General features: G+C 68.1%; 13 protein-coding genes, 1 pseudogene and 1 riboswitch. Of the genes and pseudogenes, 3 read left to right on the top strand and 11 right to left on the bottom strand.

Features of this window, described 5'->3' with window-relative positions:
- Positions 1 to 166 precede the first annotated feature (166 nt).
- Positions 167 to 1078 carry an ion transporter gene (locus ACMGEZ_RS20155; RefSeq protein ID WP_436824046.1) on the top strand — a complete coding sequence of 304 codons (912 nt, stop codon included), beginning with the start codon at positions 167 to 169 and terminating at the stop codon, positions 1076 to 1078.
- 20 nt (positions 1079 to 1098) lie between these two features.
- Here the strand turns inward: ACMGEZ_RS20155 and metW are convergent, their stop codons facing one another.
- From metW to ACMGEZ_RS20140, 3 genes are all read right to left on the bottom strand, one after another.
- Positions 1099 to 1686, bottom strand: a complete 588-nt coding sequence (metW, locus tag ACMGEZ_RS20150) for a methionine biosynthesis protein MetW (RefSeq protein WP_436824045.1) — start codon at positions 1684 to 1686, stop codon at positions 1099 to 1101.
- Between the two features lie 58 nt (positions 1687 to 1744).
- On the bottom strand, positions 1745 to 2899 hold the full coding sequence (gene metX, locus ACMGEZ_RS20145; protein WP_436824044.1) for a homoserine O-succinyltransferase MetX: 1155 nt from the start codon (positions 2897 to 2899) through the stop codon (positions 1745 to 1747).
- Between the two features lie 117 nt (positions 2900 to 3016).
- Positions 3017 to 3583 carry a TMEM165/GDT1 family protein gene (locus ACMGEZ_RS20140; RefSeq protein WP_436824043.1) on the bottom strand — a complete coding sequence of 189 codons (567 nt, stop codon included), beginning with the start codon at positions 3581 to 3583 and terminating at the stop codon, positions 3017 to 3019.
- A 5-nt stretch (positions 3584 to 3588) separates the two neighbouring features.
- A riboswitch (yybP-ykoY riboswitch) is annotated at positions 3589 to 3773 on the bottom strand.
- 253 nt (positions 3774 to 4026) lie between these two features.
- Here ACMGEZ_RS20140 and ACMGEZ_RS20135 point away from each other — a divergent pair.
- Complete coding sequence (locus ACMGEZ_RS20135) at positions 4027 to 4569, top strand: RNA recognition motif domain-containing protein (protein WP_436824042.1); 543 nt, start codon at positions 4027 to 4029, stop codon at positions 4567 to 4569.
- Between the two features lie 83 nt (positions 4570 to 4652).
- Here the strand turns inward: ACMGEZ_RS20135 and ACMGEZ_RS20130 are convergent, their stop codons facing one another.
- The 4 genes from ACMGEZ_RS20130 to ACMGEZ_RS20115 are packed head-to-tail and all read right to left on the bottom strand — an operon-like array spanning position 4653 to position 7610.
- The gene (locus ACMGEZ_RS20130) at positions 4653 to 5426 is read right to left on the bottom strand and encodes an SDR family oxidoreductase (protein WP_436824041.1); all 774 of its coding nucleotides are present in this window, start codon (positions 5424 to 5426) and stop codon (positions 4653 to 4655) included.
- Positions 5423 to 6064, bottom strand: coding sequence for an LPS export ABC transporter periplasmic protein LptC (gene lptC, locus ACMGEZ_RS20125; protein WP_436824040.1), 642 nt, complete (start codon positions 6062 to 6064; stop codon positions 5423 to 5425). The genes ACMGEZ_RS20130 and lptC overlap by 4 nt, the downstream gene beginning before the upstream one ends.
- Complete coding sequence (locus tag ACMGEZ_RS20120; RefSeq protein WP_436824039.1) at positions 6061 to 6609, bottom strand: KdsC family phosphatase; 549 nt, start codon at positions 6607 to 6609, stop codon at positions 6061 to 6063. Before ACMGEZ_RS20120 ends, lptC begins: the two co-directional genes overlap by 4 nt.
- Positions 6609 to 7610, bottom strand: coding sequence for a KpsF/GutQ family sugar-phosphate isomerase (locus ACMGEZ_RS20115; RefSeq protein ID WP_436824038.1), 1002 nt, complete (start codon positions 7608 to 7610; stop codon positions 6609 to 6611). The genes ACMGEZ_RS20120 and ACMGEZ_RS20115 overlap by 1 nt, the downstream gene beginning before the upstream one ends.
- A 66-nt stretch (positions 7611 to 7676) precedes the next feature.
- On the opposite strand from ACMGEZ_RS20115, the gene ACMGEZ_RS20110 reads away from it, so the two are divergent.
- Positions 7677 to 9662, top strand: coding sequence for a cation:proton antiporter domain-containing protein (locus ACMGEZ_RS20110; RefSeq protein WP_436824037.1), 1986 nt, complete (start codon positions 7677 to 7679; stop codon positions 9660 to 9662).
- 68 nt (positions 9663 to 9730) lie between these two features.
- Here ACMGEZ_RS20110 and ACMGEZ_RS20105 read toward each other — a convergent pair whose 3' ends face one another.
- From ACMGEZ_RS20105 to mnmE, 4 genes and pseudogenes are all read right to left on the bottom strand, one after another.
- Positions 9731 to 10288, bottom strand: coding sequence for a hypothetical protein (locus ACMGEZ_RS20105; protein WP_436824076.1), 558 nt, complete (start codon positions 10286 to 10288; stop codon positions 9731 to 9733).
- A gap of 360 nt (positions 10289 to 10648) precedes the next feature.
- Positions 10649 to 10720 (bottom strand): annotated as a pseudogene (locus ACMGEZ_RS20100) (zinc-ribbon domain-containing protein); the annotation flags it as partial.
- A gap of 79 nt (positions 10721 to 10799) precedes the next feature.
- A complete protein-coding gene (locus ACMGEZ_RS20095) occupies positions 10800 to 11267 on the bottom strand; it encodes a Crp/Fnr family transcriptional regulator (RefSeq protein WP_436824036.1) in 468 nt (155 codons plus the stop codon).
- 92 nt (positions 11268 to 11359) lie between these two features.
- Positions 11360 to 12766, bottom strand: a complete 1407-nt coding sequence (gene mnmE / locus ACMGEZ_RS20090; protein ID WP_436824035.1) for a tRNA uridine-5-carboxymethylaminomethyl(34) synthesis GTPase MnmE — start codon at positions 12764 to 12766, stop codon at positions 11360 to 11362.
- Positions 12767 to 12828: the final 62 nt, after the last annotated feature.

Below are 12828 nucleotides of genomic sequence, written 5' to 3'. Positions count from 1 at the left end.
GGAAGCTCCTCAAAAGGGCTCATCGTAAGAACGCGCTCGGAACTCGCTGCACTTCATTGCGCAAGAAGCGTAACTGAATACGTCTCGAATGGCCACCCCTGGGAACTTTCGTCTGCGTTGACGCGCATCGACAATGGCCGGACCCTGACTTCACGCGAGCGAAACGATGCTGGCAACCCAATCACCCGCAGTCCCGGCCGCCGAGCCGCTCGAAGGCGACGCACGTTTCGGAAAGCCGGCGCACGGCTGGCGGCGCACGCTCTTCTCGGTGATCTTCGAGTCCGAATCCGAGGCAGGCCGACTCTTCGACCTGGTGCTGATCGCGGTGATCCTGACCAGCGTGACGGTGGTGATCCTCGACAGCGTGGGAGCTGTCAGGGAGCGCGCCGGCCACGTGTTCGGCGTACTCGAATGGATCTTCACCGCGCTCTTCACGCTCGAGTATCTCGGGCGGCTCGCCTGCGTGCAGAAGCCGCTGCGCTACGCCCTGAGCTTCTACGGCGTGATCGACCTGCTGGCGTTGCTGCCCACCTTCCTGGTCGCACTCGCACCGGAGTTCGCCTACCTGATCGATGTGCGGGTGCTGCGGCTCCTGCGCGTGTTCCGGATCTTCAAGTTGTCGCGCTACTCGGTCGAGTACCGTGCACTGGTGAGCGCGGTCGCGGCCAGTCGCCGCAAGATCACCGTCTTCGTCGGCTTCGTGATGCTGGTGGTGCTGGTGATGGGCACGCTGATGTACGTGGTCGAAGGCCCCGAGCATGGCTTCACCAGCATTCCGGTCGCGGTGTACTGGGCGATCTCGACCATGGCGACGGTGGGCTTCGGCGACCTGGTGCCGAAGACCGATCTCGGGCGCGCCATCGCCTCCGTGATGATGCTCATCGGCTGGGGCGTGCTCGCCGTTCCCACCGGCATCGTGACGGCCGAGATGGCGCGCCGCGGACCGGAAGAAGGCCCGGTGCCGGTTGCGCCGCGCGGCGTGTTCTCGCTGGCGGTGCCCGAGACGGCGACCCCGCGGCGGCGGCTCACGCCGGCTGCCAGGCGGCGCGCCCTTGCGCAGCATCGTCGATCGCGCTGAAGCGGCGGAGGGGCGCGACTTCAGCGCTCGCGTTCGAACTTGAAGACCGCCGTGGCGGCGCGCGCGTTCGGCAGCCAGCGCACCTCGGCGCCTGCCTGCAGGCCGAAGGCGTCGAGCACGCGCAGGTGGTTCTTGCGCGCGAGCACCTCGAAGTCCTTGAAGGTGCCGACACGGATGTTGGGCGTGTCGTACCACTGGTAGGGCAGGCGCCGGGTCACCGGCATGCGGCCGCGCAGGATGCTGATGCGGTTCGGCCAGTGCGCGAAGTTGGGAAAGGCGACGATGCCGATGCGGCCCACGCGCGCCGTCTCGCGCAGCATCACCTCGGCGTTGCGGAGATGCTGCAGCGTGTCGATCTGCAGCACAACGTCGAACGACGCGTCGTCGAACATCGCGAGGCCTTCGTCGAGGTTGAGCTGGATCACGTCGACGCCGTGGCGGATGCATTGCAGCACGTTGCCGTCCGCGATCTCGACTCCGTAGCCGCTGCAGCCGCGCTCGCGCTGCAGCAGGTCGAGCAGGGCGCCGTCGCCGCAGCCGAGGTCGAGCACGCGGGAACCCTCGGGCACGAGCCGTGCGATCACGCGCTGGGTCTCGATGTCGCTCACAAGGCAACCTCCACCGCGCGGGCTGCAGTGCCGTGAGCCTTCGGAGCGGCGGTGCAACTCATGCCGAAAAATCCTCCTTGGCAATGCGTTCGAAATAGGAGCGCACGAGGCTCATGTAACGCACGTCGTCGAGCAGGAAGGCGTCGTGCCCGTGCGGGGCATCGATTTCCGCGTAGCTCACGCTGCGGCGGTTGTCGAGCAGCGCCTTCACGATCTCGCGGCTGCGCGCGGGCGCGAAGCGCCAGTCGGTCGTGAAGCTCACGAGCAGGAAACGGGCGGTGGCCGGCGCGAGCGCGGCACGCAGATCGCCGCCATGCGCGCGGGCGGGATCGAAGTAGTCGAGCGCACGCGTGATCAACAGGTAGGTGTTGGCGTCGAAGTACTCGCTGAACTTGTCGCCGTTGTAGCGAAGGTAGCTTTCGATCTGGAACTCGACCTCTTGCGTCGAGTAGAGGAAGTCCGTGCCGGCGACCTCGCCCTCCACGGCACTGCGCAGCGCGCGGCCGAACTTCTCGTTCATCAGGTCGTCGCTCTGGTAGGTGATGTGGCCGATCATGCGGGCGATGCGCAGGCCGCGCTTGGGGATGACGCCGTGCTCGTAGAAGTGGCCACCGTTGAAGTCGGGGTCGGTCACGATGGCACGGCGGGCGACCTCGTTGAAGGCGATGTTCTGCGCCGTCAGGCTGGGCGCACTGGCGATGACGACCGCATGGCGCACGCGCTCGGGGTACTGCAGTGTCCACGACAGTGCCTGCATGCCGCCGAGGCTGCCGCCCATCACCGCAGCCAGCGTGTCGATGCCGAGTGCGTCGAGCAGGCCGGCCTGCGCGCGTACCCAGTCCTCGACGGTGACCACCGGGAAGTCGGCGCCGTAGATGCGCCCGGTCGAAGGATTGACGTGCATCGGGCCGGTGGAGCCGAAGCAGGAGCCGAGATTGTTGACGCCGATCACGAAGAAGCGGTCGGTGTCGACCGGCTTGCCCGGGCCGATCATGTTGTCCCACCAGCCCTCGGACTTGCTCTGGCCCAAATACACGCCCGCGACGTGGTGCGAGGCGTTCAGCGCATGGCACACCAGCACCGCATTGTTGCGTTGTGCGTTGAGCGTGCCGTAGGTTTCATAGGCCAGGCTGTAGTCGGCGATGCTCGCGCCGCTGCTGAGCGGCAGCGGGCCCGGGAAAGACATCGATTGCGGAGAAACGACCAAGGACATGGAAAAGAAAAACCCGGCCTCGCCAAAAACGAGCCGGGTCCGGCATCCGTCTTTAGCAGCATTTGTAAAGCGCCCGCAAGCTGGAGCAAATCGGCGCGTCGGGCGAGTATATGCCGCTCAACCCCAGCCGATCAACGCACCCACGCCGAGCAGCAGGAACAGCGCCGCGGAGACGCCGTGCACCAGCTTGATGGGCACGCGCTTCACGATGCGCTCGCCCAGCCACACGACGGGCGCGTTGGCCAACATCATGCCCAGGGTGGTGCCGAGCACGATCCACGCATACGCATCGGCATAGCGCGCGGCAAGCACGACGGTGGCGATCTGCGTCTTGTCGCCCATCTCGGCAAGAAAGAAGGCAATGAGCGTGGTGCCGAAGACGCCGAAGCGCGACGTCTTCGGCAGCTCGTCCTCGTCGAGCTTGTCGGGAATCAGCATCCACAACGCCATGGCGATGAAGGACCCTCCCAGGATCCAGCGCAGCAGTTCGGGCCCCAACGTGTGCGTGACCCAGTTGCCCACCGCTCCGGCGAGCGCGTGGTTGACGACAGTGGCGGCAAAGATGCCCAGCACGATCGGCCATGGCCGGCGAAAGCGCGCCGCGAGCACGAGCGAGAGCAACTGGGTCTTGTCGCCCATTTCGGCGAGCGCGACCACGCCGACCGCGACGAGAAAAGCTTCCATGTGAAAGGGATTCCTTGGGCCGAAGGACGCAATTGACCGTGCAGCACCTTCGGCCACATCCGAAGCTGCACGGTCAAAGGTCTCGCCAGGTTGAACACTGTCTGCGCCATGTCCGGCGCGCGGGCCGGACAAGTCTGTTGACGCACACCCTTCTCGCGATGGAAGGCGGCTACTCCCCAATGACGGGGGCGATTCTAGCCGTGCGCATGAGCTGCTTTGTGAGCGTGCGCAAACTTCCCAATTATTTTTCGTGGGGGTAGCGCTGCGGGCAAATTCCTACTTGCGCGCCAACCATTTCACCCATAATGCACGAGCCTCTCACTTAAGTTCTAGGGGGAGCGGCGATTCGGTGATCGGTCAGTTTCGCGCGGCCCAGCGGCTTTTTCGTGGGTGGTGCTCCCGGGACTCCATCGCTTTTTCTTTGTGTTTATAGGAGTCCCTTCATGGGCAACAAACTGTACGTCGGCAACCTGCCCTATTCGGCACGCGACGGTGATCTGGAGCACGCCTTCAGCCAGTTCGGCACGGTGACCAGCGCCAAGGTCATGATGGAGCGCGACTCCAGCCCGCCTCGTTCCAAGGGTTTCGGCTTCGTTGAAATGGGCAGCGACGCGGAAGCGCAAGCGGCCATCAAGGGCATGAACGGCCAGGACATGGGCGGCCGCAGCGTCGTCGTCAACGAGGCGCGTCCCATGGAAGCACGCCCGCCACGCAGCGGCGGTTACGGTGGTGGCGGCGGTGGCTACGGCGGCGGCGGTAGTGGCGGAGGCGGAGGCGGCTACGGTGGTGGAGGCGGCGGGGGCCGTAGCGGCGGTGGCGGCTATGGTGGTGGTGGCGGCGGCCGCAGTGGCGGCGGCTACGGTGGTGGTGGCGGTGGTGGCGATGGCGGTTTCCGCAGCCCCTACGGCGCCGGCCCACGCGGCGGCGGTCGTGGTGGCTACGGCGGCGGCAGCGGCGGTGGTGGCGGCGGCAACAGCGGCTACTGATCGCGCCCTGCAGATATCAGGAAAGGCTCCCTCGGGAGCCTTTTTCGTTTTGAGGCGCCGCAGTCCGCTCGTCGGGGCCAGGCTCAATCGCTGCGCCGCTTTTTCCGCCCGCGCCCCTGGGCGGCGAGATCGAACAAGGCGTTGGGCAACAGCCGCATGAGCTTGGCCACCACGCCCATCTGCCACGGAATCACACGGTAGCTGGCGCCCGCCTCGATCGCGCGGAAGGCGCGATCGGCAAACGCCTCGGGCTGCAACAGGAAGGGCATGCCGTAGCGATTGCCCCGCGTGAGCGGCGTATCGACGTAGCCCGGCAGCAGGGTCACCACCTTGACACCGCTCGCGCGCAGCTCGCCCCGCAGGCTCTCGCAATAGGCCACCACGCCAGCCTTGCTGGCGCAGTACGCGCCGTGGCCGGGCAGGCCCCGGATGGCCGCGACGCTTGCGATGCCCACCAGCCGGCCGCTGCCGCGCGCGCGCATGGCGGCGACGAAAGGATGGAATGTGGCAGCCAGGCCGACGTTGTTGACGGCCAGCGTTTCGGCCAGCACATCGAGATCGCGCCGGTCTTCTGTATCGATGCCGACGCTGATGCCGGCATTCGCGATGACCACATCGGGCACACCCTGGCGCTCGATGCAGGCGGCGCCGGCCGCCACGATGCTGTCGATCTGCCCCACGTCGGCGCCATAGACCTCGAAATCGCCCGCGCCCAGGCCGCGCGAGGCGGCCCAGGCCTCGATCTCGGCGGTCCGCCGCGCCACCAGCGCAAGCCGATAGCCTGCCTCGTGGAAGCGCGCGGCCAGCGCCTGACCGATGCCGCTCGACGCTCCGGTGATGAAGGCCAGCGCCTTCAATGCTTGACCCCGGGCGTGGAAGGCATGAGCAGGCCCCGCACGCGGCCCTGCAGGTTTGCCACACCCGTGAGATTGTCGTAGTCCATCGAATCGGCAGTGAACCGGTCGGAACCGCGGATCAGCGTGACGGGCTTGTGCGACCTGACCCGCTCGGTATCGAGAAAGGCATGCAGGAACTCGCCGCGGAACTCCAGCCGGGGCATGACCTTGCCGTCCGCCGTGGTGGCGGCTTCCCGCACCACGATCGCGTCGCCGAAGAGCTGGATCTCGCTGCCGTCGGCATTCGAGAGGCCCCGGTTGGCAGTGGCGCGCGTGGTCAGGCCCTCGGGGGACACGGAGCGCACGCGCACCTGGTCGACCTCCATCGTGTCGGTGTCCGGATAGTGTCGGCCCTCGGTCCCGAACAGCTCACTGCGCAGCTCGCCGCTGGGCAGGAAGTTCTTGATGACGAAGTCGCGCATGAAGTAGTCGGGCTCGTGCATCGGGACCTCCTTGGGCACCGGCTCGAGCAGCTTCGGCGCATTGCGCACCAGCCAGTAGGTGCCCAGCGCGAGCAGGGCCGTCAGGATGATCGGCAGGTAGATCGTCACCCTGTCGAAGGCGTCGCGCAGCAGGTCCCAGGCCGCCTTCGCCTTCATGCAGCCGGGCCTCGCGCGATGTCCAGCAGGCGGCGGTAGTGGCCGCCGGCCGTGAGCAGCAGGTCGCAGAATTCGCGCGCCGCGCCCTCGCCGCCGCGAGCCGAGGTCACATGGTGGGCGACTGCGCGAACCTCGGCATGCGCGTTGGCGGGCGCCGCAGCAAAAGCGACGCGCGTGAGCACGGGCAGGTCCGGCCAATCGTCGCCGATGGCTGCGGCCTGCGTCCATTCGAGGCCAAGCAGCGCGACGATCGCCTGCGCGGCCGGCAGCTTGTCCTCGATGCCGAAACGCACATGCTCGATACCCAGCGCCTCGAGTCGCAGGCGCAGCGGCTTCGAGTCCCGGCCGGTGATCACCGCCGGCGTGATGCCCGCCAGGCGCAGCAGCTTGAGGCCATAGCCGTCGAGGATGCTGAAGCGCTTGAGCGTCTCGCCGTGCTCGCTGAAATAGACACCGCCATCCGTCAGCACGCCGTCGACATCGAAGAAGGCGACACGGATGTCTTGTGCGGCGAGCAAAGTCTCCGCCTCGAATGCAAGAGCCATCAGATGACTTTCGCGCGCATCAGGTCGTTGATGCTGAGCGCTCCGATCAGCACGCCCGCCGCGTCGACCACCAGCACGCTGGTGATCCTGTGCTGCTCCATCAGCTCGGCCGCCTCCGCCGCCAGCGCATCGGCGGGCAGCGTGCGCGGACCGGCGTGCATCACGTCGACCGCAGTCAGGGCGCGCAGGTCCGCGCCGGTCTCGATCTGCCGGCGCAGGTCGCCGTCGGTGAAGATGCCGATCGCGCGGCCCTCGCGATCGACGATCGCGGTGGCGCCCAGGCCCTTGGAACTCATCTCGCGCATCAGCTCGCTGAAGCTGGCGCCGGGTCCCACCCGTGGCACCGCGTCCCCGGAGCGCATGACGTCGCCGACATGGGTGAGCAGCTTGCGGCCCAGCGCACCGCCCGGATGGGAGCGCGCGAAGTCCTCGGTGCCGAAGCCGCGTGCATCGAGCAGGGCGACCGCCAGCGCGTCCCCCATGGCCATCTGCGCGGTGGTGCTGGCGGTGGGCGCGAGATTGAGCGGGCAGGCCTCTTTCTCGACGCCGCTGTCGAGCACGATGTCGGCGTGGCGGGCGAGCGTGGAGTCGCCGCGCCCGGTGATGGCGATCAGGGGCACGCCCTGCCGCTTCACGACCGGCAGGATGACCGTGAGTTCGTCGACTTCGCCGCTGTTCGAGATGGCGAGCACCAGGTCGACCTGCTTGATCATGCCGAGGTCGCCGTGGCTCGCCTCGGCCGGATGCACGAACATCGCGGGCGTGCCGGTGGATGCGAGCGTGGCCGCAATCTTGCGGCCGACATGGCCGCTCTTGCCCATGCCCATGACGACCACGCGGCCGCGCACCTCCAGGATCTTCTGCACGGCTTCGACGAAGCTCGCGCCGATGCGCTCCTTGAGGCCGAGAACGGCCGCGGCTTCGATGTCGAAGGTGGTGCGGGCCCGCGCGAGCATCGCGTCGGAGGAGGCCATAAGGGCCGGGTCGGGGCTGGAGCGCATCGCGGGATTTTATCGGCCGCGCGTGAACGAAGGCGCCAGGAGGATTCCATTCAGTAGCATCGGCCCATGTCCTCCTTCGATCTCGCGCTGATGTATCTGCTCGCCGCAGTGATCGGCGTGGTCGCCTGCCGCTTCCTTCGGTTGCCGCCGATGCTGGGCTACCTCGGGGCTGGCGTGCTGATCGGGCCGCATGCGCTGTCGCTGGCGCAGGACGCCGAAGGCATCCGGCACCTGGGCGAGTTCGGTGTCGTCTTCCTGATGTTCGTGATCGGCTTGGAGTTCAACCTGCCCAAGCTGCGGGCCATGCGCAAGCACGTGTTCGGCCTGGGACTGCTGCAGGTCTTGCTGACCATGACGATCGCCACGCTCGGCGCCCTGCTGGTGGCTTCTTGGCTTCCGCCGCCCTGGCGGCTGGGGTGGCAGACCGCGCTGGCGCTTTCCGGGGCGCTCACCATGAGCAGCACCGCGATCGTCGTGAAACTGATGGCCGAGCGCCTGGAGCTCGAGAGCGAGCACGGCAAGCGGGTAATGGGCGTGCTGCTGTTCCAGGATCTGGCAGTGGTGCCGCTGCTGGTGCTGATCCCGGCGCTGGGCGCGCCGCCGGAGGCGATGCTGAAGGCGCTGGGCATCGCCTGGCTGAAGGCCACCTTCCTGGTCGCCGTGCTGCTCTATGGCGGGCCGCGCGTGATGCGCTGGTGGCTGACCCTGGTCGCGCGCCGGCGCAGCGAGGAACTCTTCATGCTCAACCTGCTGCTGGTCACGCTGGGCCTGGCCTGGCTGACGGAGCTCGCGGGGTTGAGCCTGGCCCTCGGTGCCTTCGTCGCCGGGATGCTGGTCTCGGAGACCGAGTTCAAGCACCAGGTCGAGACCGACATCCGGCCCTTCCACGACCTGCTGCTGGGGCTCTTCTTCATCTCGATCGGGATGTCGCTCGACTGGCACATCGTCTTCGAGCGCTGGGCGCTGGTGGGCATCCTGCTGCTTCTGCCGCTGGCCTTCAAGCTGGTGCTCGTGACGCTGCTGGCGCGGCTGCTCGGGGCGACGGCCGGCGTGTCGCTGCGCACCGGGCTGTACCTTGCGCAGGCGGGGGAGTTCGGCTTCGTGCTGCTGAGCCTCGCGCAGGGCCGGAACCTGCTGCCGGACTGGCTGGCGAACCCGGTGCTGGCCTCGATGGTGCTGTCGATGCTCGCGACGCCCTTCATCGTGATGTACAGCGATCGCATCGTGCGCAGCCTGGTGGCGAGCGATTGGCTGCAGCAGTCGCTGCAGATGACTTCGATCGCGCGCAAGACCATCAACACCGCCCGGCACGTGATCATCTGCGGCTATGGGCGCTGCGGGCAGAACCTGGCCCGCATCCTCGAGCGCGAGGGCATCCCCTACCTGGCGCTGGACCTGGACCCCGATCGCGTGCAGCAGGCCGCCGCGGCCGGCGACTCCGTGGTTTTCGGAGATGCGGCGCGGCTGCAGGCGCTGATGGCGGCCGGCCTGGCGCGCGCCAGCGCGGTGGTGGTGACCTACCTCGACACGCCCGGCGCGCTGAAGGTGCTGGCCAACACGCGGGCGCATGCGCCGCAGGTGCCGGTGATCGTGCGCACGAAGGACGACCGCGAACTCGAGAAGCTCCAGGCCGCCGGCGCCACGGAGGTGGTGCCGGAGGCGATCGAAGCCTCATTGATGCTGGCCAGCCACGCGCTGGCGCTGGTCGGCGTGCCGATGCGGCGGGTGATCCGCGTGGTGCAGGACCAGCGGGATGCCCGCTACAACCTGCTGCGCGGCTACTTCCATGGCGCCGACGACGACAACGCCGACGAGCTCGACCACGAGCGCCTCAACACCTTCACCCTCACTGCCGACGCCTGGGCGGTGGGCCGGCCGCTGGACCAGCGGGCGCTGGAGGCGGTGGGCGTTCGGGTAGCCAGCCTGCGCCGGCGCAACGGCAAGGCGGAGACGGTGAGCGACGATCTCATGCTGGCCGACGGCGACACACTGGTCCTGTCGGGCAAGCCCGGCGCCCTCGCCATTGCGGTCGAGCAGTTGCAGAAGGGCTGAGCGCGTGCCCGTCGCTCGGGAGCTGTGAACGAACGTGCGCGGCAGGCGGATTCGTTCCGCCTTGCTTCTCAGTTGGCGAGGCTCGGATTGCGCTTCTCTTCGTCGATCTGCTGCTGACGCCGCACCGCGTCGCACTGGCCATGGGTCCTGTACTCGGCCTTGGCGCACTGCGCAACCATGCAGCGGGTGCGGCCGAAGAATCCCTGGCCGGCGCATGCGACATCCGGATTGGGCGGAGCGGCCGGTTCGATCGGCATCGGCGCCATGGCGACGACTGCGGGGGACGGCGACGGCGGTGACGCAGCTGCCGGGGCAGGTGCGGCCGGTGCAGGCTTGCGTGGCTTGGGCGCCGCGGCGACCACGGGCTTCACCGGCGCTTCGGTCTTGGCGCGCCGCGGGGACGGCGCGGGTGGCGCGGGTGACTCGGCCTTCGCGGCCGTCGTGGCCGGCTGCGGGGCCGAGATGGCTGCTTCAGCTGCTGCGTTCTGCACAAGAGGCGGTGGGCGCGTCGGCTCGGGCGCAGGAGCGGGAGCGGGAGCGGGAGCAGGAGTGGCCGAGGCCGCATCGGGCACGGGAGCAGGCGCCGCGACGGTGACCGGCCCCGCTGTGGCAGCGATCTGGCTCATGGCAGGCGTCCCGGCACCGCGCCGGCTCTGCACGAACCAGCCGCCCGCGGCGACTACGACCAGCAGCAGGGCCAGGACGCCCCATCGCGCGGTAGACCGACGCGGCGCAGCAGGAGCGGCGAGCGCGGCGGGCCGCGATGCCGCCTTGGGGCTGTGAACGGCAGGCGGCGGCGGGACCGACGCAGGGCGGTGTACCGGTGGTGGAGGGGCGGGCGACCGGCTGATCGCAACGGTCTTTTCATCCCCGGCGGAAGAGCTTGTCCCGGGTTTTTCGGGCAGCGGAATCGGCTCCGTGATCGGCCATCCCTCTGTCGCAGCCCGTGAGTCCGCGGCGGCTGGCGCTGGCGCCGGCGCCAGCCGATGGCCACAGCCTCTGCAGAACCTGGCGCCATCGCGGTTGTTCGCCCCGCAGGACGCGCACTCCACACCCATCTTGGAAGTCCTCAACTTGTACATACCATCTTCCAAGCAGCGGGAGATGGCGATCGATGCACTCGGCAGGCCGAGAGGCTCAGGTCACCGCCACGCGCTTGGGCTTGTTGACCATTCTCTTCGCAATCACCGCGCCCAAGGCCATGGTGAGCTCCAGAGCGAGCGCAGGCTGGCGGTTGGACATCTCGGCGAAGCGGATGGCGGTCAGCCGCCAGACGCGGGCCGCGCCGGTCGCCACCACGTTCGCAGAACGCGGCAGCCTGGAGAAGAAGGACCCTTCGCCCACTACCGAGCCGGGGTTGAGGATCGCGAGCCGCATCTGTCCCTGGCTGCCGATCATGTGAACGCTCAGCGCGCCGCGCTCGATGAAAAAGAGCGTGCGGTCATTGGCGCCCTGGTCGATGAGCACCTGGCCGGCATTGAGGTCATAGGGCTGCAGGTAGCCCGCAACTGTTTCCCACTGCAGGGCATTGAAGGCCGGAACGAAAGCGTCGTAGCTGGTGTTCTGTGCGATGGCGCGGCAAAGATCCTGGATGCTCGAAGACATGTTGAGTTCACCTGCTGTGGGGTGCCGGAGCGCAGTATCAACGATTGTGGCAAATCCAAGTGACACAAGTCACGGCTGCTAACTCTTTTCGTCTACTTTCCGATACAGAATCGCGAAAAGATCACACCCAGCAGGTCATCTGCGCCGAACTCGCCGGTAATTTCGTTCAGCGCGTTCTGTGCCAGCCGCAACTCCTCCGCGAGCAGCTCGAGTGACTGGGCACCAGCTGCCAGGTGCTCGGCGGCCCGGGCAAGATGCTCCTCGACCCGCGACAGCGCCTGCACATGGCGCGCCCGCGCCAGATAAAGGCCCTCGGGCACCGCCTGCCACCCTGCCACTTCCAGCAGGCGCTGCCGGAGTGCCTCGATGCCGAAGCCGGTCTTCGCGGACAGGCTGATGCCCGTGGCCGGCGCCGCCGACGGGGCTGCATCCTGCTTGCTCCAGACATCGAGCACCGGCACACCGGCGGCCAGCTTGTCGCTGAGCAGGCGCAGGATGTCTGCGTCCGCCTGCGCGTAGTCGGCCCCGGCCGAACGCGTCAGGTCGTGCAGGAACAGCACGGCGTCGGCGCCTTCGATCTGCCCCCAGGCACGAGCCACACCGATCTGCTCCACCAGGTCGGTGCTGTCGCGCAAGCCGGCGGTGTCGACTACGTGCAAAGGCACGCCCTGGATCTGGATGGTCTGCGACACGACGTCGCGGGTCGTGCCAGGTATCGGGCTCACGATAGCGAGCTCTGCGCCCGCCAGTGCATTGAGCAGCGAGCTCTTGCCCGCATTGGGCTGGCCGGCGATCACCACCTTGATCCCTTCGCGCAGCAGTGCGCCCTGGCGCGCGCGCTTTTGCACCGCGCCCAGCTGTGCCTGGAGCGCGACGAGCTGGCCCTCGGCATCGGCCTTCTGGAGAAAGTCGATCTCCTCCTCCGGGAAATCCAGCGTCGCCTCGACCAGCATGCGAAGGTGGATCAAGGCGTCGCGCAGCGTGTGGATCTCCTGCGAGAAGGCACCCGAGAGCGAGCGCCCGGCGCTGCGGGCCGCCGCCTCGGTGCTGGCGTCGATCAGGTCGGCGATGGCCTCGGCCTGGGCCAGGTCGATCTTGCCGTTGAGAAAGGCGCGCTGGCTGAACTCCCCCGGCTCGGCGACGCGCAGGCCGGCGAGGCGGGGCCGCCCGGTGCTTGCGTCGATGTCGGCGGCGGCTTCCAGGCAACGGGCCAGCAGCAGTTGCAGCACCACCGGGCCGCCGTGCGCCTGCAGCTCGAGGACGTCTTCGCCGGTGTAGGAATGCGGCGCCGGAAAGTGGATGGCCAGGCCATGGTCGATGGCGCCGCCGCCAGCATCGCGAAAGGGCAGGTAGGTAGCCTCGCGCGGCTTGAGGCTGCGCCCGCAGATTGCGGCGATCAGAGGCGCCAGCCGCGCGCCGGACACGCGCACGATCCCGACCGCGCCGCGGCCGGGAGCCGTGGCGATGGCGACGATGGGATCGTTGGTTCGCGCCAGCATGGAGTGGATGATGCTTCAACGAGAAGGGCCGCATTCTGCGGCCCCTGCTCGAGTTCGCCTGG

This window comes from Variovorax stachyos (assembly GCF_051400855.1).
Lineage (GTDB): Bacteria > Pseudomonadota > Gammaproteobacteria > Burkholderiales > Burkholderiaceae_C > Variovorax.
The sequence above is the reverse complement of the archived record's forward strand: the minus strand, read 5'-3'. Positions and strand labels throughout refer to the sequence as shown.

Excerpts from the sequence above, each read along its gene's own strand:
- ACMGEZ_RS20120 (WP_436824039.1), bottom strand. The coding sequence starts at position 6,609 with ATGGCTCTTGCATTCGAGGCGGAGACTTTGCTCGCCGCACAAGACATC.
- metX (WP_436824044.1), bottom strand. The coding sequence starts at position 2,899 with ATGTCCTTGGTCGTTTCTCCGCAATCGATGTCTTTCCCGGGCCCGCTG.
- ACMGEZ_RS20110 (WP_436824037.1), top strand. The coding sequence starts at position 7,677 with ATGTCCTCCTTCGATCTCGCGCTGATGTATCTGCTCGCCGCAGTGATC.
- mnmE (WP_436824035.1), bottom strand. The coding sequence starts at position 12,766 with ATGCTGGCGCGAACCAACGATCCCATCGTCGCCATCGCCACGGCTCCC.
- ACMGEZ_RS20095 (WP_436824036.1), bottom strand. The coding sequence starts at position 11,267 with ATGTCTTCGAGCATCCAGGATCTTTGCCGCGCCATCGCACAGAACACC.
- ACMGEZ_RS20155 (WP_436824046.1), top strand. The coding sequence starts at position 167 with ATGCTGGCAACCCAATCACCCGCAGTCCCGGCCGCCGAGCCGCTCGAA.
- ACMGEZ_RS20105 (WP_436824076.1), bottom strand. The coding sequence starts at position 10,288 with ATGAGCCAGATCGCTGCCACAGCGGGGCCGGTCACCGTCGCGGCGCCT.
- ACMGEZ_RS20140 (WP_436824043.1), bottom strand. The coding sequence starts at position 3,583 with ATGGAAGCTTTTCTCGTCGCGGTCGGCGTGGTCGCGCTCGCCGAAATG.
- ACMGEZ_RS20135 (WP_436824042.1), top strand. The coding sequence starts at position 4,027 with ATGGGCAACAAACTGTACGTCGGCAACCTGCCCTATTCGGCACGCGAC.
- lptC (WP_436824040.1), bottom strand. The coding sequence starts at position 6,064 with ATGAAGGCGAAGGCGGCCTGGGACCTGCTGCGCGACGCCTTCGACAGG.
- ACMGEZ_RS20115 (WP_436824038.1), bottom strand. The coding sequence starts at position 7,610 with ATGCGCTCCAGCCCCGACCCGGCCCTTATGGCCTCCTCCGACGCGATG.